The organism is Pseudomonas sp. KCJK9000 (assembly GCF_046230725.1).
GTDB lineage: Bacteria > Pseudomonadota > Gammaproteobacteria > Pseudomonadales > Pseudomonadaceae > Aquipseudomonas > Aquipseudomonas promysalinigenes.
The window spans coordinates 1-21289 of the sequence record NZ_JBJJLN010000024.1; the positions used below are offsets into that span (position 1 = coordinate 1).

The following is a 21289-nucleotide window of genomic DNA, read 5'->3' on the forward strand; positions in this document are numbered from 1 at the left end:
AAAGCTCGCGATGCGCCGCGCGGGCGGCGCTCGATCTCACAGGCGCTAAAAGGCTCAAATTGAACCCAAAAAAATCCGACACCAGATCACTGGTATCGGATTTTTCGACCCCAAACCTGGACTCAAATGCTTAAGTGAACAGCGTTACCGACAAGTCGAGGCTTTTTGTTTGAGTGAATCAGGGTCAGCGCTTGGCAGCTTCACCAACAACGACGCCCTGCTGCTTGTCCGCCATCAGCGAGGCGTAGTACTGCTCACCTTTGGCGGCATCGTACATACCTTCCCATCGTGCAATTACCAGGGCGGCCAGGGCGTTGCCGATCACGTTCAGGGCAGTACGTGCCATGTCCATGATACGGTCGACACCGGCGATGAACGCCAGACCTTCCAGCGGAATACCCACGCTGCCCAAAGTAGCCAGCAGCACTACGAAGGACACACCCGGTACCCCGGCAATGCCTTTGGAGGTGACCATCAGGGTCAGCACCAGCAGCAACTGCTGGCTCCAGGACAGGTCGATGCCATACAGCTGGGCGATGAAGATGGCCGCGATGCTCTGGTACAGGGTGGAACCATCGAGGTTGAACGAATAGCCAGTCGGAACCACGAACGAGCAGATCGACTTCGGCGCGCCGTACTTTTCCATCTTCTCGATCACGCGCGGCAGCACGGTTTCGGAGCTAGAGGTGGAGTACGCAAGAATCAGCTCATCTTTCATGATGCGCATGATCTTGATGACCGAGAAGCCGAACAAGCGTGCTACCAAGCCCAGCACCATGAAGGCGAAGAAGGCGATGGCGAAGTAAACCAACAGCACCAGCTTGGCCAGCGGCAGCAACGAGCTGAAGCCGAAGTTGGCAACGGTAACGGCGATCAGGGCGAACACCCCGATAGGCGCGTAGTTCATGATCATGTGGGTGACCTTGAACATGGTCTCCGACACAGCCTGGAAAGTACGCACCAGCGGCTCGCGCAGGTCGGACTGCAGGCTCGAAAGACCAAGGCCGAACATTACCGAGAAGAAGATGATCGGCAGCATCTCGCCACGCATCAGCGCTGCGAAAATGTTCGACGGGATCAGGTTGAGCAGGGTTTCGATGAACGCATGCTCATGCTGAACCTCCGCCGCAGTAGCTTGATACTTGGAGATGTCGACGGTGCCCAGGGTGCTCATGTCGATGCCGGCGCCCGGGTGGAAAAGGTTGGCCAGTACCAAGCCAACCACGATGGCTATGGTGGTAACCACTTCGAAATACAGAATGGTCTTCAGGCCGATGCTGCCTAGTTTCTTCGCATCGCCAACCCCGGCAATACCCACGATCAGCGACGAAATCACGATCGGGACGACGATCATCTTGATCAGGCGAATGAAGATGTCACCGGCGGGCTGGAGAACGTTACTGATCCACCAGGCCTTTTCAGCGCTGAAGTGGTTCAGCAGCGCGCCGATTGCAACACCCAGAACCAGACCGATAACGATCTGCCAGGCGAGGCTCAGTTTTGCCTTCTTCATGTCTTTACCCTTTGTTGTAGTGGTCACGGGTACCGACTGGAAAAGCGCGCAACAAAGCCGGTGGCAATGTCACGGGAGCTTTTGGCTTCCGTCCGGAGACCTCGTGTAAGGACACCGCGAGCGAGCGACAAGGCGCCCGTGCCAGCGAAAAAGGCGGCAACTATTGCGATGGCACAGCACGAAATCTAATGCCGGAAACGCATACCCTATACCGGTTCAGCATGGGCAAAGCGCCGGCGTTTAATAGCATGTAAGTCATTGATTTATAACGTTCGGGAATCCGAACAGAGCTAAACCGCTATTTTTAGCCAGTTTTAGCGGGGGAAGGAGTGAGGTTCAAAAAGGCCTGTTCGGCAATCCGAATGGCAGAAATGGCACTTGCCTGGACGCTATCGATCACCAAAAAAAGTGACGTGTGGTCGCAACAAAATGTGTCTTAACAGAGAAAGTAAGAAAGGTACTCATTGAGCTATGGGATGGCGCCTCGGAAGCCCCGCCGGCGAGACATATTCAGCACGCCTGACCGGAAGCTTCCGATTCTGCCTTTCCTGACCCGGCCCACTACTGGAGGCACTCCCTGTACCCCTAGGCCACTCCGATCCTGCAACAATCAGAACAGCCCGGCCCCATGGTCATGCGTTACCCCTCCTCGGGGCGGCGCATCATAGAAGCGAAAACGATACGAAAGTTTCGCTTCTATTGCGTGACAGTGCGCGAAACCTGGTTAGTACCAGTTGGGATCGCGCTTGAGTTGCTCCTGCAACATCGCCTTCATGCCATCGTCTGGCTTACCCAGCCAGCGATACTGCGCATGACGGGTCGGCGATTTGTCCTTGGGCAGGCCTTCGGGTACCTCCACGAGCATCCCGTAGGCATCTTCCTTGTCCCAACTGAACGCGACGATCAGGCGTTTGTAGGTGCAGTTCTGTGGCGACTCGCATAGCGGGCCAACCAAGTATTTGTCACCGTCCTCAGTGAGGGCAGTCATTTGCTCCTGCCCACTACCGCTGAGGTTGATCACCCAATCGGGCAGGCGCTCCTCACCTTTGATCGCGTCTTGCCATGCCTCTCGATACTCGGGGTCCGAGCCGAGCAGTTGCTCGACCCGAACCTGGCCATCATTGGCCGCCAGCACTGTTGCACTACCACCCGACATCAGGGCAGCGAAAACCAGTGCCGTGCTCAGCTTCCTGCTCATCGTCAACCTCGACCACGTCCAAAGAAGAAGGAGGCTACGAACAGGACCAGGAAGACGATGAACAAGATCTTCGCAATGCCTGTAGCGGCGCCAGCGATACCACCGAAGCCGAGCACGGCGGCAACAATGGCGATGATGAGAAAAGTAATTGCCCAGCTCAGCATGATGCTTCTCCTTTCTTTTTGAAAAATGTTCAGAACACCCAGCGATCCTGAGGCACAACGTTTGCGACGGTGGCCGGCGAGGTGTTGACTGCAGGACGCTGCCCTGCAGGCTCATTGGCTTGGACCAGCGAGCTGGTCCGGTTTGCCTGAATTTGAGCCAGCAGCGCAGTTTGCGCGGCGACTTGATCGGCCAGACGCGAGGTCTGCCAGCTGTAGTAGAAGAGGCCGGCGGCCAAGGTCAGCAGCAAAGCCATCCCAAGCAACAGGAACTGGCGCACTGGAAGTGCGACATTGAGCGAGCGGTTGACGTTTGGGCGGTTCATGCCGGCTTCTCCTGCTGTAATTTTTCTGTTCAAACCTGAACAAGTAATTGCAGCCTGCATGCCAGCTTTGGAAGCTTATAAAAATCGTTATAAATCAATGACTTATACAGTTAGCCCGGCAGGAGTGAGGACGTATACTGCACGATACCCCTGCCAGGGTCGTGCGAAATGCACGACTCAGGCTTCGGCCTTGGCGGCTACCTTTAGAAGATCAACGTCCACACCGCGTATGCCAATGATCTGCCGAGCGATCTCCAGAGCGATGGTCTTCTGTTCGCGGCTCAGTACTTCACCGCTTAGCCTGACCATGCCTTTGTCGCTGGCGACTTTGATATTCAGGCCATCGAGATTGCGACTGAAACGCAGGCTGGTCTGGATTTTGTCGACTATCCAACTGTCGCTCGGCTGAGGCTCGCTGTCGGCGCCAACGGGGGTCTCCCTAGCTTTTGCCATGGCAGCGCTATCCAGGCTGACCAGGTTATTGACCAGATACACACCCGCTGTGCTGCCCGCCAGTACGCCTGCCAACGCCTTCGCCTCTGCACTGTCCACTTTGCCGCGCAGGGTAATCACGCCATCACTGCTCTGAACCTCGATGGGCGCCTTGTTCGTGATGCGACTCCACTGCAGCCGCGCCCGTACAACTGCGGCAAGGGTCGCATCCTCAAGGCGCTGAGCGTAAGCGCGACGCTCCAGCGGGCGCTCGACCAGTTGGGCGTTAACCCGTAACTGGTTATCAACCTGTTCGATGCCATGGGTTGCCAGTGCTACTTCCTCTGCGAGCTGTCGCTCGACCTGGTTTTCGACTTCGCCCGACAAACGTGCCTGTTGGCCATCGACGGCGACCTCGATACGAAACAGGTTGAGCATAGGATTGAGCGCCAAGGCCGTTTGCACGGAGCCCAGCCGCCGCGCGTCCTGCACTGGATCAGCCAACGCAGATGTGCAAATGGTTAGAAGGCTGGTTGCCAATACGGTCATTCGAATGAGAGGGCGCATGGATATACCTCGTTGATAGGCAAAAATAGAAATACTTCGCAACCAATGTGCCAGGTAAGGGCTCTAAGGAAAGCATAGGGATATCCAGCTTCACGGCATTAAACGGACATTGGCTAGCATGCAAAGGACAGAATCCGTCACAATTGACCGTGCAACTTGCCCGATTTTTCCCACACTAATTACAGAACCATCCCAAGGAGCGCAGGAAATGCAACCAGCCCAGGACAATCAAGGCCGCATTCTGCTGGTGGATGATGAGTCCGCAATCCTGCGCACCTTCCGCTACTGCCTTGAAGATGAAGGCTATAGCGTCGCCACGGCCAACAGCGCCGCACAGGCTGAAGCCTTGCTGCAACGCCAGGTGTTCGACCTGTGCTTCCTGGATTTGCGCCTGGGTGAGGACAATGGGCTGGACGTGCTAGCGCAGATGCGTATCCAAGCGCCCTGGATGCGGGTAGTCATCGTCACCGCGCATTCGGCGATCGATACCGCCGTGGACGCCATCCAGGCCGGCGCCGCCGACTACCTGGTCAAACCCTGCAGCCCCGACCAACTGCGCCTGGCCACCGCCAAGCAGCTCGAAGTACGCCAACTCTCGGCGCGCCTGGAGGCGCTCGAAGGGGAAGTACGCAAGCCTAAGGACGGCCTGGACTCACACAGCCCAGCGATGATGGCCGTGCTGGAAACTGCCCGCCAAGTGGCCACAACCGATGCCAATATCCTGATCCTTGGCGAGTCGGGTACCGGTAAAGGCGAGCTGGCCCGCGCCATTCACGGCTGGAGCAAGCGGGCGCGCAAAGCCTGCGTGACCATCAACTGCCCATCGCTCAATGCCGAGCTCATGGAGAGCGAATTGTTCGGCCATACACGCGGGGCCTTCACTGGCGCCAGTGAAAGTACCCTGGGGCGCGTCAGTCAAGCAGATGGTGGCACGCTGTTTCTTGACGAGATCGGTGATTTCCCTCTCACGCTGCAACCGAAATTGCTGCGTTTCATCCAGGACAAGGAATACGAGCGGGTGGGCGACCCCGTTACCCGCCGCGCCGACGTGCGAATTCTTGCGGCGACCAACTTGAACCTGGACGACATGGTGCGCGAGAACCGCTTCCGTGAAGATCTGCTGTATCGCCTCAACGTCATTACTCTGCATCTGCCACCCCTGCGCGAGCGCAGCGACGACATCCTCACCCTTGCCGACCGCTTCCTGGCCCGCTTCGTCAAGGAATATGCCCGCCCGGCGCGGGGTTTCAGCGATGAGGCACGCAGTGCACTGCTCAACTACCGGTGGCCGGGCAACATCCGGGAGCTGCGTAACGTCATCGAACGCGCAAGCATCATCTGCCCACAGGAGCGCGTTGAAGTGAGCCACTTGGGCATGGGTGAGCAGCCCACCAGCAATGCACCCCGTGTAGGTGCTGCGTTAAGCCTGGATGAGCTGGAGCGCGCCCACATCGGCGCGGTGCTTGCCGCCAGTGACACCCTTGACCAGGCGGCCAAAACCCTTGGTATCGACGCCTCGACGCTTTACCGCAAGCGCAAGCAGTACAACCTATGAGGCTGCCGATGAAGCTGCGTACGCGGCTGTTTCTCAGCATTTCGGCATTAGTGACCGTGGCCCTGCTGGGGCTGTTATTGGGCTTAGTCAGTGTGCTGCAGATGGCGGCGGCTCAGCAGCAATCGGTACTGGAAACCACCCACTCCTTGGAAGTGGGCTTGAAGCTCAGGCAGAACCTTGGGGACCAGCTGGTACTGCTGCTGGACAAGGACAACTCCCCGAACAACTTGCCCACGCTGCAGGAGAACTTCCAGGCGCTGCTCGACCACGGCTTGGCCCAAAGCGGTGACCGCGTCGGTTTCGTTAAGGCCAATGAGAACTACCAGGCCTTTCTGCAAGCCTATCGTGCCACTCCGGACCCGTCTCGGAGCATGGATGTGGAGCAACCGCTGGGCGCTGCATTCAACCAAGTGCGCACAGACCTCATCGATTCACACAAGCAAGCCCTCGATCAAATCCTCAATAGCGAAGCGCACACCCGCGATCAGGCGCTTCTGGTCAGCGGCGCGCTGGGCCTGATGGGCCTTGTGGTGCTAGTGCTGGGTTTTATAACTGCCCACAACATCGCCCGGCGTTTCGGCCAGCCTATTGAAGCCTTGGCCAAGGCTGCAGACCAGCTCGGCCAAGGGGACTTCGAGATCACCTTACCGGTGACCCACGCTATCGAGCTTAACCAGCTGACCCGTCGCTTCGGGCTAATGGCCGATGCGCTGCGCAAGCATCAGGCTACCAATGTCGATGAACTGCTGGCAGGTCAACAGCGCTTGCAAGCCGTGCTCGACAGCATTGACGATGGCTTGCTGATCATCGACCGCCAAGGCCTGTTGGAGCACCTCAACCCAGTCGCTCAGCGGCAGTTGGGCTGGGACAACAGCCGTGTCGGTACTGGCTTGGCCGAGGCCTTGCAACGCCCGGAACTCAATCAGCAACTGCGCCAGGTACTGCGAGGCGGCAGCCTGGACCGGCCTCCTGAGGACCTGAGCATCGAGGTTGAAGAGGAAGCCCGGCTGCTCACCTACAGTCTGACTCCGGTCAGCCATCCCCAGGGGCCGATTCTCGGCGCGGTCATGGTATTGCACGACGTCACCGAGCAACGCGCCTTCGAGCGCGTACGCAGCGAGTTCGTGCTGCGCGCTTCGCATGAACTGCGCACACCAGTGACCGGCATGAGTATGGCGTTCGGCCTGCTGCGCGAACGATTGAAGTTTCCGCCTGAGGCTCGTGAAAACGACTTGCTGGAGACCATCGGCGAAGAAATGCAGCGCCTGACTCAGCTGATCAACGACCTGCTGAACTTCTCCCGTTACCAGAGCGGCCTGCAGAAGCTAGAACTTGCACCTTGCGCCATCGACGAGCTGCTCGACAGAGCGCTGCTACGTTTTGCTGACCAAGCAGCCAGCAAGCAGATTGAACTGGTCAAAGCGCTGGAGCCCCCGCTGCCACGTATTCAGGCCGACATCGGGCAACTGGACCGCGTACTGGACAACCTGTTGCTAAACGCTATTCGCCATACACCTAGCGGCGGGCATATCCGCCTGCATGCTCGACGCCACGCAGAACGCGTGATCGTCAGCGTCGAGGACGATGGGGAAGGTATCGCCTACGGTCAGCAAGGGCGGATCTTCGAGCCGTTCGTGCAGGTCGGGCGCAAAAAAGGAGGGGCTGGACTGGGGCTGGCACTGTGCAAGGAAATCGTGCAGTTGCATGGAGGGCGCATGGGCGTGTTTTCCCGACCGGGGCAGGGCACGCAGTTCTACATGGCGCTGCCGGTCTGAACAGGCTCCCCCTCAAGGCTCATCATTGATCCGCGCCCGCCTGGGCTGGCGGCCGCGGATCACAAGTTCAGCAAATTGCCGGGCATTTAGCGGGTGAGCGAACAGCCAACCTTGGCCGTAATTGACCCCCTCGCTGTTCAGTAGCACCGCCTGCTCCTCGCTTTCGATGCCTTCGGCAATCACTCGCAGATGCAGGTCATGAGCCATGCGAATGATATGCGGCGCTACACCGCTGCTGGCGGCGTCGTGGCCCAGTGCGTCGATGAACGCCTTGTCGATCTTCAGGCAATCCACGGGCAACGTCTGCAAATAGGCCAAGCTGCAATACCCGGTGCCGAAGTCATCGATCAACACCTGATGCCCAACCGCCCGCAGCGCCTGCAGGTTATCCCGCGCTACCACTACATCGATCAAACCGCGCTCGGTGACTTCAAAAGCGATCTGACTGGGCGCGACGCGGTGCAGCGCCAACAGTCGAGCAGCAACACTGCCGATACGCGGCACCATCACGTCACAGGCTGCCAAGTTGACGGAGATATAGAGGTTGCGGTGTGAGCGTAGCAACTGCCCTAACTGTTCGAGCACCCGTTGCAGCACAAAGTCGGTGATTTGGCGAATTTGCCCGGTATTTTCCGCAAGCGGGATGAACAAGTCAGGGCTGGTCAACGAGCCATCCGGCCTGCGCCAGCGCACCAGGGCTTCTGCGCCGACACAGCGGCGACTGTCGAGCTCGAAGATCGGTTGATACAGCACCTGCAGCTCGCCCCGGCGCAACGCATTTTGCAACTCCGAACTCATCGAACGCCGCTGCTGGATCAGTTGCAGTACCAGCCAGCCGATACAGCATGCGGCCAAAAGACTTCCGGGGAACAACAGCCAGAGCATGCCATTCATGCGTAAGGGCAAGCTGGCACGGGGTGCAATCAATGCCAACTGATAGTCCGGTGACCGGGTGGGCATCCGATACACCAGCCGATCTTGCAGCTCGATCAAGGATTTTTGGCTGGGGGGCGGCCAGCCATTGGTCGGTGGCCACGCCTGAGGTGGGCCCAGCACCGGTATGGCGCGGGTGCCGTTATCCAGCACGACCAACAAGCTGCCCCCTGGCGGCAGGTCGACTACATCAGTCAGGTGCCCGCGCGAGGTAGATACCAGAAAATTGCCCCGTGCGAGCATCAGGGCAGCGAGGTTCTCGTTGGGTTCAGTAGTGGTATTGAGCCAATAGCTATAGGTCGGCCCCTGAATATCCGGCGCCCGGGTGGGCACGAAGGCCCTGGCCCCGCCCCTGTTGGAGCAGGCGACATTGGCGTCCACATACGCGGCTTCATAGATGAAGCGCGAGCCCAGGCCAACCTGCTGCAGCACCGAAACCATCGCCGGGCTGCAACCGCGCACTGGCTGAGCCTGAAGCTCGTCGACACCCTCGCGCAGTTGGCCGAATACCTGCTCCAGACGCTCGAGAAAGCGCTCGCCCTGGGCGTTCATCTGCGCCATTTCGCTGTCTTTCATCTGCTGCAATGCAATTGCGATGCTGGCGGCCAGCAACACCGCAGCGCTGGCCAATGCTGCAAGGGTGGCCAGCATCCAGGGACGGTAGAAAAATTGGCGCAATGCAGAAATCAGAGCAGACATGGGCAGCATCCAGTTGATTAACAAGGTATAGCAACTGGAATGAGAATCGGCTCTGCCGTTTGGCGCCCGGCTGCAATGCGCTTATCGCATGCGGTTGAGCACCGCCAGCATGGCTGCAGTCTGGGCGTCCGGCATCCCGTCGAAACGCTGCGGGCGGAAGTGCATCTGGAACGCGGCTATGACGTGGCGGGTGGCGACATCCAGCTGCCCAGTCTGCTCGATGGCATAACCGAAGCGGGCCAACTCCTGCTGATACCAGGCAATGGTCGGTGGGTTGACGTTGAAATAGGCCTGCTGGCGGGCCACGGCGTTGGGCTCGGGCCAGATTCCCAGGCCAGCATCGGCCAGGCGCTTCCAAGGGAACAAGGGGCCTGGGTCAAGCTTGCGCAATGGGGCGATATCACTGTGGCCAATGATGTGCCGCGGCTCGATATTGTTGCGCTTGACGATGTCTTTGAGCAAAGCGATCAGTGACTGGATCTGAGCTTCGCTGTAGGGGTACCAGACACGACCATTGGCGGTTTCATCGAACCCCGGGTTGACGATTTCGATGCCAATGGAGCTGGAGTTGAGCCAGGTGCGCCCCTGCCATTGGCTTTCACCAGCGTGCCAGGCACGGCGATTCTCATCCACCAGTTGGTAGACCGTGGCTGGGCCATCGCCAATCAAGTAGTGCGCACTGACCTCGCCTTTGGTCAGCAACGCCAGCGAACGCTCCAGCGAGGCGTTGGTGTAATGCAGGACGACGAACTGGATACGGTTGTCCTGGTTGGCAGAGGGGTGGCTGCGGTCGATGCGCAGGCCGGTCGAACAACCAGCCAGTGCAATTAGCAGCAAGGCGGAAAATAGCGCTTTCATGTGGGGAGCCAAAGTCAGCAGTCAGTAATGCAATAGCATAACGTATACATGGGTTGGCTACCCCCTCAGCTTTGTTCTACCCGGTTACGGCCAAGATCCTTGGCCCGGTACAACGCCGCATCCGCGCGCTTGAGGACCTGGTCGCCGCGCTCGCCTGAACGCCAGGCGCTCAGGCCGATTGAGGTGGTGATGACCACCCGCTCGCCTTTGAAGTGAAACGGGCAGGCCTCGATGGCGGCGCGCATTGCCTCAGCAACTTGGCTAGCCGCCGCCGGCGAGGTCTGCGGCAACAACAGTACGAACTCTTCGCCGCCGAACCGTGCAATGAAGTCACGTGGGCGCAGCCGTTTGCGCAATTGGTCGGCAACTATCTTCAGCACCTTGTCGCCTGCCAGGTGGCCGTAGCTATCGTTGATCCGCTTGAAGTGATCCAGATCGAGAATGGCCATGGCCAAGTGCCCACCTTGCTCCTGCCAGTCACGAGTTTCGCGCTCGACTTGCTCGGCCCAGGCTGCGCGGTTGGGCAAACCGGTCAACGGGTCGATCAACGCCTTCTGGCGCTGCTCTTCAAGGTGTTCGCGATAACCCAGCGCTTCTTGTTCCATGCTGGCAACACGCTCGGCCAGGCCTTGAAGGCGCCCGGCAAGCTCTTGCTCGCGACGGTCCCGCTCGCGCTGGTGCTCGTCCATGGTGCCAAGCAGCCCCTCCAGGCGGCTCTCAAGAATGTGCTTGAGGCTGTCCACATCCACTGCCCCCTGCACACTGCTTTGCAGGCCATCGACCTGTTCGCGCAGTTGGCTGTCCAGTTCGCGGGCGGCCGAGCTGTTATCGGCATGGCCTGCACTGGCTTCGTGCAGATGGCTCTGGAAGCCTTCGAGGCGTTCATTGAGCTGTTGCAAGTAGGTTTCGAACTCATGCTGCCCGCTGTCGGTGATAGCCAGCATCAGTACAGCCAAGTCATCGAGCACCGGGATCAACTCATACCAGTTGAGCCCGCGCGCCACCCGTTCGCGCATCTGCAAGGCTTGGGCTTTGTGGCGTTCTGGCAGGCTGAGGTCGTCCAGCAGGCCGATCAGGGTCTGCTCGATGTGCGCTGCCACCTGGCTATACGGCGGCTCTACTGCATCGGGTAGCGAGTACGGCCCGTCTTCCCCGAGCGGGTCATCGACCGGGGCCGCTAGCCACTGCGGCTCGTGTGCCTGATGCTGCTCGCGGGCTTCTTGGTCGGTGCGTTCATGCTCAGGCGGCAGCTCCGCCCTAGGCTCGACTGCAGGCTCAGGTGCCGAGTAGGCCTGAGGTACAGTGGGGTCGGCAGTTTCTTCAACCCGTGTTGCAGCCTCGGGCGGTACAAGCGGCAAAAGCTCATCGGCATCTTGCACTGGCAAATCAACCAGTACCGGGCCGCTCGGCTGCGAGTCGGCGGCTGAGGCGATGGCCGAAGGGGGCGGTGACAACTGCTCTCGCTCAGCCTGCGGTTCGCTTTCACGGTTGCCAAACAGCCGTTGGAGAAAGCCAGGCCTGGCCTCGTCGTCGGCTTTGCTCAAAGAGGAAAGGGCGCGGCCCTGCAAGCCACTGAGCTCACCCAGCAGGGGCGGCAGTTCTCGGGACTGGGCAACACCGCCGTCGAGCTTCTTCGCCAACTTTTTCAATTGGCGGGCGACGTCACCGGGCACCGGCAGGCCTTGAAGTTGGGTCACCAACGCGTTGAGGGCATCACTGACCTGGTTCATGCGCGTTTCACGACGCTGCTCAGAGTCCAGCACAGCCTTTTCCAAGCGCGGGATCAAGCCGGCGAGGCCGGCGTCCATGTTGTCGCTGCGAATGACCTCGCGCATTTCCTTCATGCACTGGTCCACGACCTTGTCGCTGCCTTCTGCAGCCAGCGTACTGCGCACCAGGCCGCGACGCAGCAGGTCAAGGCGAGCATCCCAACGGCGCTCGAGCTTTTCCTGCTTTTCGATGCTTTTTAAGTATTTTTCTTTCCAGCGCTCGGCTTCTTCGGTCATGCCTTGATCCGCGACGGGTAATGCATCTGGGGGCTGTGTAATGACACGCTGTCGGCGGCTCCCTCAAACACTTGAGGGCTGGCCGTAATCGAGCTGATCTAGCTCAAGACCGGCAGCGTATCCACAGTCAATGCATCAGGCAATCGGATCTCGACCGCAACGGGAAGATGATCGGAAATCGGCTGGGCCAGGACCTCGACCCGCTCCAAGGTAAGGCTTGAGCTGAGCAGGATGTGATCGAGACAGCGCTGGGGCCGCCAACTGGGGAAGGTGGCCTCGACCTGCGGGGCAATCAGGCCCAGGTCACGCAAAGGCGAGTGCTCCAGCAGGTCGGTGGCATGGGTATTCATATCGCCCATCAGCACCTGGTGACGATAACCGCCAATCAGCTCACGGATATAGGCCAGTTGCCGAGCCCTCGTCTTGGCGCCAAGGGCCAGGTGCATCATGACCACGATCAGCGCGTCCTCGCCCTCACCGAAGCGCACCAGGATAGCGCCACGTCCAGCCGGGCCGGGCAGTGGGTGGTCTTCCAGCTGGTTTGGCTTGAGCCGGCTGAGCACGCCATTGCTGTGCTGGGCAAAGCGCCCAAGATTACGATTGAGCTGCTGATACCAGTAGGGGAAAGCACCCAATTGAGCCAGGTGCTCCACCTGGTTCACATAGCCTGAACGCAAGCTGCCGCCATCGGCTTCCTGCAGGGCCACCAAGTCGAAATCGCTGAGCAACTGGCCAATTTTCTGAAGGTTCCCCGCCCGCCCGGTATGTGGCAGCAGGTGCTGCCAGCTGCGGGTCAGGTAATGCCGGTAGCGCTCGGTGCTGATGCCAACCTGGATATTGAAACTGAGCAGCCGCAGCCGTCCATCTTCCGGCAGGCCTGGGGCCTGCAGGTGATGCTCATTGACCTGCGGCTGGTGCAGGCCAATGCCACGCGCGGATCTGAAGCGCCGCATGGTTACGCCGCTTACTTAGCGGCGCGCTCCTTGGCGATCAGCTGGTCGGCAACGCTCAGCACACCTTCCGGCCCGCCGGCGGTGCCCAGGTCGAAGCGATATTTGCCGTTGACCACCATGCTAGGCACGCCGGTGATCTCGTACTTCTTCGCCAACTCCTTGGCCTGATTGACCTGGCCCTTGATCGCGAACGAGTTGAAGGTGGCAAGGAATTTGTCCTTGTCGACACCCTGGGTGGCGAGGAAGTCGGCCATGTCTTTCGGATCGGTGAGGCGCTTGTGCTGATTCTGGATGGCGTCGAAGACGGCCGCGTGAACCTTATGCTCGACACCCATGGCTTCCAGGGTCAAGAACATCTGACCGTGCGCATCCCATGGCCCACCGAACATGGCTGGCACCCGCTTGAAGTTGACATCTTTGGGCAGCTTGTCGACCCAGGGGTTGATGGTCGGCTCGAAGTGGTAGCAATGAGGGCAGCCATACCAGAACAGCTCGACCACTTCGATCTTGCCTGGCTGGGATACCGGAACAGGGTTGCTCAGCTCGATGTATTGCTTGCCGGCAGTGGCAGGCTCGGCGGCCTGGACGGCAGTCATACCGAGTACGCTGGCAGCGACCAGCGCGGCGCTGAGAATCAGTTTACGCATGCTTTACTCCTGAGCATTCATTGGTCGCCTCGACGCGACCTGTGCTGAGACCGGTGGCGAAGGGCCCGAGTTCTGTAGTGTAACGGCTGCGGACAGAAAAAAGGGCGGCCCGCGCCGCCCTTTCATCTTTAGCGTTACAGCATTAACCGAATGTTAATGCAGGCCCTGGATGTAGCTGGCCAATGCTTCGATCTCGTGATTGCTCAGCTTACCGGCGATGGTGCGCATGGTCATGGCATCGCCATCGTTGGTGCGGTTGCCTTCGCGGAAGTCAGTGAGCTGCTTGGTGACGTACTGCGCATGCTGGCCGCTTAGGTGCGGGAAGCCAGCCAGGGCAATACCTGCACCGTTGGGCGAGTGGCAACCGGTACAGGCGGGCATGCCTTTTTCCAGGTTACCGCCATTGAACAGCGCGCGGCCGCGGTCTACCAACTTGGGATCGGCAGCCCCGACACTGGCCTTCTGGCTGGCGAACCAGGCAGCGATGTCGGCGAGGTCCTGGTCATTGAAACTGGCCAGCATGCCGGTCATTTCCAGCACGGTGCGCTTGCCCGACTTGATATCGTGCAGCTGTTTTTCCAGATAGCGCTGGCCCTGCCCGGCCAGTTTCGGGAAGTTCGGTGCCAGGCTATTGCCGTCGGGGTTGTGGCAGGCACCACAAACGGCAGTTTTGGCCTGGCCGGCAGCGGCATCGCCTTTGAGGGGTTCTGCAGCAGTGGCCGCACCTGCGACCCCCAGGGTCAACAGCAGACTCACGACTAGTTTGTTCATCAGCTAATCCAACACGGCTAAGGGTGAAATGTTATGTATCGGGACTGCCGCTCATCCAAAGAATGACCGAACGGTAGTCCTCGGTACTGCAGTCCATGCACAATCCACGCGGCGGCATAGCCTTGAAACCCTGGGTAACATGCACTAGCAGTTGCTCCATGCCTTGCGCCAGCCGTGGCTCCCAAGCTGCCGTGTCACCCTTCTTGGGTGCCTGCGGCAACTGCCCGGCGTGACAGGCCGCACACGTGCGGTTGTACAACGCCTCGGGATCCTGTGTAGCCTGTGCGCTGAAAACCGGCAGGAACATACCGACAGCTAGCAGCCACTTCGCCATGCGAAACGACCTGACAGGGTTGGGGGACGCGCTGCGTTCTGATGCGCGAGCTATTGTTCGACACCCCATGCCCATTCCCCTTCGCTGGGAGAATGAGCACACAAAAACTGGGGCATTATATACTTCCGCCATCCAAACGGAAACGACACCGCTTGCCAGCCTAGGCTTTGGCAACACCCACATCGGATATCCCATGCAAGTCAAGAACCCCATCCTCGGCCTCTGCCAGAAAGCCAAATTCGCCCTCAGCGCAGCCAAGGTCGAACAATGCCCGGACGATCAAGGTTACGAGGTGGCTTTCGCCGGCCGCTCCAACGCCGGCAAATCCAGCGCCCTCAACACCCTGACTCATGCCAGCCTGGCGCGTACCTCGAAGACCCCAGGGCGCACCCAGCTGTTGAATTTCTTCAGTCTGGACGATGAACGGCGATTGGTCGACCTGCCGGGTTACGGATATGCAAAAGTCCCGATCCCGCTCAAGCAGCACTGGCAGAAGCACTTGGAAGCGTACCTGGGCAGCCGCGAATGCCTGCGCGGTGTCATCCTGATGATGGATACGCGTCACCCCATGACCGATTTCGACAAGATGATGCTCGACTGGGCCAAAGCCAGCGGCATGCCGATGCACATCCTGCTGACCAAGGCCGACAAATTGACCCACGGTGCAGGCAAGAACACCTTGCTCAAGGTGCAGTCGGAAATTCGCAAGGGCTGGGGGGATGGTGTGACCATCCAGTTATTCTCGGCACCCAAACGTCTGGGCCTTGAAGAGGCGTACCGGGTGCTGGCGGATTGGATGGAGTTGGAAGACAAGCCAGCTGTTTGATAGCAGAGATGGACCCGCGACTGCGACGCTCTATGGGCCGGCGCTTTTGCGGGTCAAGCTGTGTCCACGGGGCGTCTCTACAGACCAGATGACAAATTGCGGGCAAAAAAAACCCCGGACTTCGTATGGGGAGGGGGAAGTTCGGGGTTCAAGTCTGGACCGCTAGGGCGGGGTCCAGGTATCTGCCAACACTTAACACAACATAGGAGCATCGAAAGGCTTCACCAGCCATTCAGTTACTCTGAGTCCCGCTTCACCGGTTTAGTTCCTGAGCCCTCAAAACTATTTGCGATAGTTTCATGAAACTCGGGAACTAATGGCATAGAGCCATGCCGGGATCTGCGGCACCACGCTGCAGATCCTACACAGCTTCCCAAGCTCAATCAGTGAGCTTCGTCCCAATTCGCACCAATACCTGCTTCGACCACAAGCGGAACATCCAATTGTGCAGCGCTGCTCATGTGCGCGCGTATTTCATGCTGCACCTGGTCGACCAGGTCCTCACGCACTTCAAGCACCAGTTCGTCGTGCACTTGCAGGATCACCCGTGCATCCAGGCCGCTATCGCTGAGCCAATTGTCGACGTTGACCATGGCGCGCTTGATGATGTCGGCAGCAGTGCCCTGCATCGGCGCGTTGATCGCAGTGCGTTCAGCGCCCCGGCGCAAGGCTGGGTTCTTGGCATTGATATCCGGCAGGTACAGACGTCGGCCAAACAGGGTTTCGACAAAGCCTTGCTCCGCTGCCTGGGTGCGGGTGCGCTCCATGTAAGCCAGCACGCCTGGGTAACGAGCGAAATAACGATCGATGTAGTCCTGCGACTGCTTGCGGTCCACGCCGATCTGTTTGGCCAGGCCGAACGCACTCATGCCGTAGATCAGGCCGAAGTTGATCGCCTTGGCGCTGCGCCGCTGGTCTGTGGTGACTGCTTCAAGCGCCACGTTGAACACCTCTGCGGCAGTGGCACGGTGCACGTCCAGGTCATTACGGAAGGCGTGCAGCAAACCTTCGTCCTTGGCCAGGTGCGCCATGATGCGCAGTTCGATTTGCGAGTAGTCCGCCGCCAGCAGCTTATAGCCGGGGCTGGCAACGAAAGCCTGACGGATGCGTCGCCCCTCGGCGGTGCGGATCGGAATGTTCTGCAGGTTCGGGTCGCTGGAAGACAGCCGACCGGTTGCGGCCACGGCCTGTTGGTAGGAAGTATGAATGCGCCCGGTACGCGGGTTGATCTGCCCCGGCAGCTTGTCGGTGTAAGTACTCTTGAGCTTGCTCAGGCTGCGGTACTGCATCAGCACTTCGGGTAGCGGGTAGCCTTGCTCGGCGAGCTCATCGAGCACCGCCTCGGCGGTGGAGGGCTGGCCCTTGGCAGTTTTGCTCAGCACCGGCATGCCCAGCTTGTCATACAGAATCGCCCCCAGCTGCTTGGGCGAACCGAGGTTGAATTCCTCACCGGCCAGGGCATAGGCGCGCTGTTCGAGCTCGGCCATCTTCACCCCCAGTTCGCCGCTTTGCACCTTCAGTAGCGCGGCGTCCACCAGTGCACCCTGGCGCTCGATCTTCGCCAGTACCGGCACCAGTGGCATTTCGATGTCCATCAGCACCGGCTGCACGCTTGGGGTCTGCGCCAGGCGGGCTTGCAGCGCATGATGCAGGCGCAGGGTGATGTCAGCGTCTTCGGCGGCATACGGGCCAGCCTTGTCCAGGGGGATCTGGTTGAAGGTCAGTTGCTTGGCACCCTTGCCGGCAATGTCCTCGAACGCGATGGTGGAGTGCTCGAGGTATTTGAGCGCCAGGCTGTCCATGTCATGGCGTGTGGCGGTCGAGTTGAGCACGTACGATTCGAGCATGGTGTCGTAGGCCACGCCGCGCAGCTCGATGGCGGGCGAGTTGTTGGCAAGAATGTTGATGTCGTACTTGGCGTTCTGCCCGACCTTGGCCTTGGTCGGGTCTTCCAGTAAAGGCTTGAGCGCCAGGAGCACAGCCGTGCGGTCTAGTTGAGCCGGAGCACCTTCGTAGTCGTGGGCCAGCGGCACATAGGCGGCTTCGTGGGGCTCGACGGCGAACGAAAGGCCAACCAGCTGCGCCTGCTGAGCATCGAGACTGGTGGTTTCGGTGTCGAAAGCAAAAAGCGGCGCTTCACGCAGCTTCTGCAGCCATACATCGAAACGCGCCTGATCCAGGATGGTTTCGTATTTAGGCTCGACCTTCGCCGCTGGCGCTTCGACTGGCGCGACCACCTCGCCTACCTTGGCCGCATCGCGCTGGATGTCGGCGATCCAGCTCTTGAATTCCATTTCGGTGTACAGCGCCAGCAGTGCTTCGCGGTCTGGCTCCCCGCACACCAGCGCCTCGACTTCAACATCCAGCGGCACGTCGCACTTGATGGTGGCAAGCTCATAGGACAAAAACGCCGCGTCACGGTGCTCTTGCAGCTTGGCCGGCAATGACTTGGCACCTCGGATGGCCAGGCTCGGAACCTTGTCGAGGTTGGCATAAAGGTCGCTCAAACCACCGCCAATACCCGTCAGCAGGCCAACCGCGGTTTTTTCACCGACGCCAGGCACGCCGGGGATGTTGTCGACCTTGTCGCCCATCAGGGCGAGGAAATCGATGATGTGCTCCGGGCCGACACCGAATTTCTCGTGCACGCCGGCGATGTCCAGCACGCTGCCGGTCATGGTGTTGACCAGGGTGACGTGGCCGTCCACCAGCTGCGCCATGTCTTTATCGCCGGTAGAGATGATCACCGGTCGGCCTTGAGTGGCACTGCTACGCGCCAAGGTGCCAATCACGTCATCGGCTTCGACCCCTTCGACACATAGCAGCGGATACCCCAGCGCTCTGACGCTGGCATGCAAGGGCTCGACCTGCACTCGCAAATCATCGGGCATGCTCGGGCGGTTGGCCTTGTATTCGGCGAACATGGCATCGCGGAAGGTCCCACCCTTGGCGTCGAACACAACGGCGAACAAGCTGTCAGGGTATTGCTTGCGCAGGCTCTTGAGCATGTTCAGCACACCCTTGACCGCGCCAGTCGGCATGCCTTTGGACGTAGTCAGCGGCGGCAGGGCGTGGAAGGCGCGGTAGAGGTAGGAGGAACCGTCCACCAGGACGAGGGGCGCTTGGCTCATGAGCAGAATCAACCTTTTCGGCGGGTCCGGAGCTAGAATAGCCGGATCAATGACGACAAAGGGACTAGGTTATCATGCGTACACTCAATCGCCTGTTACTGCTCGGCCTGTTGGCAACCATGCCGGTCGTTACCCTGGCGGCGGAAGACGCCCCCTCGGCCGATCCCGAGGTGACCATTCGCACGGAAGGCGATAAAACCATCCAGGAATACCGGCAAAACGGCTTCCTGTATGCAATCAAGATCACGCCGAAAAACGGCAAGCCGTATTTCCTGGTCCGCGCCGATGGCACTGATGCCAATTTCATTCGTTCCGACCAACCGGACATGCTGATTCCGTCCTGGAAGATCTTCGAGTGGTAATCTGACGCGCGCACCGTTCACATCAACCCGGCACTTCCCGGCGGAAGTGCCCGTATGGGCTTTTTTTCATCATGTCAGTCTTCACCCCCGTGACCCGGCCTGAGCTGGAAACCTTTCTGGCGCCGTACGAGCTGGGCCGTCTGCTCGACTTCCAGGGCATTGCCGCCGGTACCGAAAACAGCAATTTCTTCGTCAGCCTCGAACAAGGGGAGTTCGTCCTGACGTTGGTAGAGCGCGGGCCAGTCGAGGACATGCCGTTCTTCATCGACCTGCTAGACGTGCTGCACGATGCCGACATGCCGGTGCCCTACGCCCTGCGCGACCGTGACGGCAATGCCCTGCGCGAGCTCTGCGGCAAGCCTGCGCTGCTGCAACCCAGGCTGTCGGGCAAGCACATCAAGGCGCCCAATGCCCAGCACTGCGCCCAGGTCGGTGAACTGCTGGCACACATTCACCTGGCTACCCGCGAACGGATCATCGAGCGCCGCACCGACCGTGGCCTGGACTGGATGCTGGCAGCGGGTGAAGAACTGCTGCCACGCCTGAGCGCAGCTCAGGCGGCTTTGCTGCAACCGGCGCTGGACGAGATCCGCGCGCACAAGGCGCAAATCCTGGCGCTGCCAAGAGCCAACCTGCACGCCGACCTGTTCCGTGACAACGTGATGTTCGAAGGTACGCACCTGACTGGCGTGATCGACTTCTACAACGCCTGTTCCGGGCCGATGCTGTATGACATCGCCATCACCGTGAATGACTGGTGCCTGGATGAGCAGGGTGCGATCGACATGCCACGTGCCCAGGCGCTGCTGGGTGCCTATGCGGCGCTGCGGCCTTTCACTGCCGCTGAAGCCGAGCTGTGGCCGCAGATGTTGCGGGTCGGCTGCGTACGCTTCTGGCTATCGCGGCTGATTGCGGCAGAGTCGTTTGCCGGGATGGACGTGATGATTCACGACCCAAGCGAATTCGAGGTACGTTTGGCACAGCGCCAAGAAGTGGCTTTGCACTTGCCGTTTGCCCTTTGAGGTTTACGACCGGAGGGATTCAGCGCCTTTGAGATCGAGCGCCGCCCGCGCGGCGCATCGCGAGCTGCGCTCGCTCCTACGTTTGTTTCGGGCCAGTAACGCCTGTGGCAGGTGCGCGCGACCGCCTTGTTCGTACGACGCGATATTGCGTCATGCGCCAAGGCGTTCGCGCGCAAATCCCACAGGCATAATTGGCCCGAAACAGACGTAGGAGCGAGCGCAGCTCGCGATGCGCCGCGCGGGCGGCGCTCGATCTCACAGCCGAAGAAAAACCCAAGGCTTATAGCTGTTCCAGGCACCCCGCCAAGTCATCGCCGAGCTTTTCGAGCAAGCGCTCGTAGCCCTTGGCATCCACCGGGTCTGTGCCCCCCAGGGCATCCAGCTCGGCCAGACGCACTGGAAGTCCAGCGGTCAGCGTCTCGGCCAGGCGCGGGCGCAGCGGCGGCTCGCTGAACACACAGGTCTTACCCACTTCCTGCAGGCGCTTGCGCATCGCAGCCACATGCTGAGCACCGGGCTGAACTTCCGACGCCACACTGAACACGCCGGTGTGCTGCAGGCCATAGGCCGACTCGAAGTAGTCGAAGGCTTCATGGAACACGAAGTACGGCTTGCCAGCGATACCGGCCACCCGCGCCTTGATCCGCGCATCCAGTGCATCCAGGCGCTCGGTGAAGCCCTTAAGGTTGCTTTGGTAGCGCGCGGCATTGCCCGGGTCGACCGCCGCCAGGTCTGCGGCCATCTTCGCCGCGATCACCCGGGCATTGACCGAGGACAGCCAAAGGTGAGCGTCCAGGCTGCCTGGGCGATGATCATGATCGTGGTCGTCATGATCGGCCTGCTCGTGGGAATGGCTGTCCTCGCCGAAATGGCGCAGCTGCATGCCCGCCAGGGATTGCAGGGCTACAGTAGGCTTGCTACGGCTACCGAGCACCCGTGGCAAGAAACTCTCCATGTCAGGGCCGATCCAGTACAGCAGGTCGGCATCACCAACCTTGCGCACATCCGAGGGGCGCAGGGCGTAGTGGTGTGGTGATGCGCCCGGGGGCAGCAAAACATCCGGGCTGCCAACGCCTTCCTGCACGGCAGCGGCAATCTGTTGCAGGGGCTTGATACTGGTCAATACACGCACATCAGCCTGGGCTGAACAGGCGATGAAAGCGACAAAAAGCACTAGGAATCGGGACACGATCAATACTCGACTCGTCAGAAACAGGTAA

The 21289-nt window shown here is 59.9% G+C and carries 19 protein-coding genes; 5 read left to right on the forward strand and 14 right to left on the reverse strand.

Features of this window, described 5'->3' with window-relative positions:
- Positions 1-184: 184 nt before the first annotated feature.
- From gltP to ACK59H_RS12650, 5 genes are all read right to left on the reverse strand, one after another.
- The gene (gltP, locus tag ACK59H_RS12630) at positions 185-1513 is read right to left on the reverse strand and encodes a glutamate/aspartate:proton symporter GltP (RefSeq protein ID WP_060480206.1); all 1329 of its coding nucleotides are present in this window, start codon (positions 1511-1513) and stop codon (positions 185-187) included.
- A 724-nt stretch (positions 1514-2237) separates the two neighbouring features.
- Positions 2238-2711 carry an inhibitor of vertebrate lysozyme family protein gene (locus tag ACK59H_RS12635; protein WP_060480207.1) on the reverse strand — a complete coding sequence of 158 codons (474 nt, stop codon included), beginning with the start codon at positions 2709-2711 and terminating at the stop codon, positions 2238-2240.
- Between the two features lie 2 nt (positions 2712-2713).
- Positions 2714-2875, reverse strand: a complete 162-nt coding sequence (locus ACK59H_RS12640) for a DUF1328 domain-containing protein (RefSeq protein WP_003252966.1) — start codon at positions 2873-2875, stop codon at positions 2714-2716.
- Between the two features lie 29 nt (positions 2876-2904).
- Complete coding sequence (locus ACK59H_RS12645; RefSeq protein WP_060480208.1) at positions 2905-3198, reverse strand: hypothetical protein; 294 nt, start codon at positions 3196-3198, stop codon at positions 2905-2907.
- A 177-nt stretch (positions 3199-3375) separates the two neighbouring features.
- Positions 3376-4197 (reverse strand): BON domain-containing protein, encoded by an 822-nt coding sequence (locus ACK59H_RS12650; protein WP_409264476.1) that lies wholly within the window; start codon positions 4195-4197, stop codon positions 3376-3378.
- A gap of 208 nt (positions 4198-4405) precedes the next feature.
- On the opposite strand from ACK59H_RS12650, the gene algB reads away from it, so the two are divergent.
- Both algB and ACK59H_RS12660 read left to right on the forward strand, forming a co-directional pair.
- Positions 4406-5752: a sigma-54-dependent response regulator transcription factor AlgB gene (gene algB / locus ACK59H_RS12655; RefSeq protein ID WP_060480210.1), complete on the forward strand. Its 1347-nt coding sequence runs from the start codon at positions 4406-4408 to the stop codon at positions 5750-5752.
- Positions 5749-7527 carry a KinB sensor domain-containing domain gene (locus tag ACK59H_RS12660; protein WP_409264477.1) on the forward strand — a complete coding sequence of 593 codons (1779 nt, stop codon included), beginning with the start codon at positions 5749-5751 and terminating at the stop codon, positions 7525-7527. Before algB ends, ACK59H_RS12660 begins: the two co-directional genes overlap by 4 nt.
- 12 nt (positions 7528-7539) lie before the next feature.
- Here ACK59H_RS12660 and ACK59H_RS12665 read toward each other — a convergent pair whose 3' ends face one another.
- The 7 genes from ACK59H_RS12665 to ACK59H_RS12695 form a co-directional block, all read right to left on the reverse strand.
- Positions 7540-9159 (reverse strand): EAL domain-containing protein, encoded by a 1620-nt coding sequence (locus ACK59H_RS12665; protein ID WP_060480212.1) that lies wholly within the window; start codon positions 9157-9159, stop codon positions 7540-7542.
- Between the two features lie 81 nt (positions 9160-9240).
- Positions 9241-10017: an N-acetylmuramoyl-L-alanine amidase gene (locus ACK59H_RS12670; RefSeq protein WP_060480213.1), complete on the reverse strand. Its 777-nt coding sequence runs from the start codon at positions 10015-10017 to the stop codon at positions 9241-9243.
- Between the two features lie 65 nt (positions 10018-10082).
- Positions 10083-12023 (reverse strand): GGDEF domain-containing protein, encoded by a 1941-nt coding sequence (locus ACK59H_RS12675; RefSeq protein WP_060480214.1) that lies wholly within the window; start codon positions 12021-12023, stop codon positions 10083-10085.
- A gap of 98 nt (positions 12024-12121) precedes the next feature.
- Positions 12122-12976, reverse strand: a complete 855-nt coding sequence (locus ACK59H_RS12680) for an endonuclease/exonuclease/phosphatase family protein (RefSeq protein ID WP_060480215.1) — start codon at positions 12974-12976, stop codon at positions 12122-12124.
- Positions 12977-12987: 11 nt separating this feature from the next.
- Positions 12988-13623 carry a thiol:disulfide interchange protein DsbA gene (dsbA, locus tag ACK59H_RS12685; RefSeq protein WP_060480216.1) on the reverse strand — a complete coding sequence of 212 codons (636 nt, stop codon included), beginning with the start codon at positions 13621-13623 and terminating at the stop codon, positions 12988-12990.
- 153 nt (positions 13624-13776) lie between these two features.
- On the reverse strand, positions 13777-14394 hold the full coding sequence (locus ACK59H_RS12690) for a cytochrome c (protein ID WP_060480217.1): 618 nt from the start codon (positions 14392-14394) through the stop codon (positions 13777-13779).
- Between the two features lie 31 nt (positions 14395-14425).
- Positions 14426-14728 carry a cytochrome c5 family protein gene (locus ACK59H_RS12695; RefSeq protein WP_060480218.1) on the reverse strand — a complete coding sequence of 101 codons (303 nt, stop codon included), beginning with the start codon at positions 14726-14728 and terminating at the stop codon, positions 14426-14428.
- A gap of 193 nt (positions 14729-14921) precedes the next feature.
- Here ACK59H_RS12695 and yihA point away from each other — a divergent pair, with 193 nt between their 5' ends.
- On the forward strand, positions 14922-15554 hold the full coding sequence (gene yihA, locus ACK59H_RS12700; RefSeq protein ID WP_027917188.1) for a ribosome biogenesis GTP-binding protein YihA/YsxC: 633 nt from the start codon (positions 14922-14924) through the stop codon (positions 15552-15554).
- Positions 15555-15937: 383 nt separating this feature from the next.
- Here the strand turns inward: yihA and polA are convergent, their stop codons facing one another.
- Positions 15938-18685 (reverse strand): DNA polymerase I, encoded by a 2748-nt coding sequence (polA, locus tag ACK59H_RS12705; RefSeq protein WP_060480219.1) that lies wholly within the window; start codon positions 18683-18685, stop codon positions 15938-15940.
- A 74-nt stretch (positions 18686-18759) separates the two neighbouring features.
- Between polA and ACK59H_RS12710 the strand changes: the two genes are divergently transcribed.
- Both ACK59H_RS12710 and ACK59H_RS12715 read left to right on the forward strand, forming a co-directional pair.
- Positions 18760-19047 (forward strand): DUF2782 domain-containing protein, encoded by a 288-nt coding sequence (locus ACK59H_RS12710; RefSeq protein WP_027917186.1) that lies wholly within the window; start codon positions 18760-18762, stop codon positions 19045-19047.
- 71 nt (positions 19048-19118) lie between these two features.
- Positions 19119-20069: a homoserine kinase gene (locus ACK59H_RS12715; RefSeq protein ID WP_060480220.1), complete on the forward strand. Its 951-nt coding sequence runs from the start codon at positions 19119-19121 to the stop codon at positions 20067-20069.
- A 280-nt stretch (positions 20070-20349) separates the two neighbouring features.
- On the opposite strand, the gene ACK59H_RS12720 is transcribed toward ACK59H_RS12715, so the two are convergent.
- A complete protein-coding gene (locus ACK59H_RS12720) occupies positions 20350-21258 on the reverse strand; it encodes a zinc ABC transporter substrate-binding protein (protein WP_060479096.1) in 909 nt (302 codons plus the stop codon).
- Positions 21259-21289: the final 31 nt, after the last annotated feature.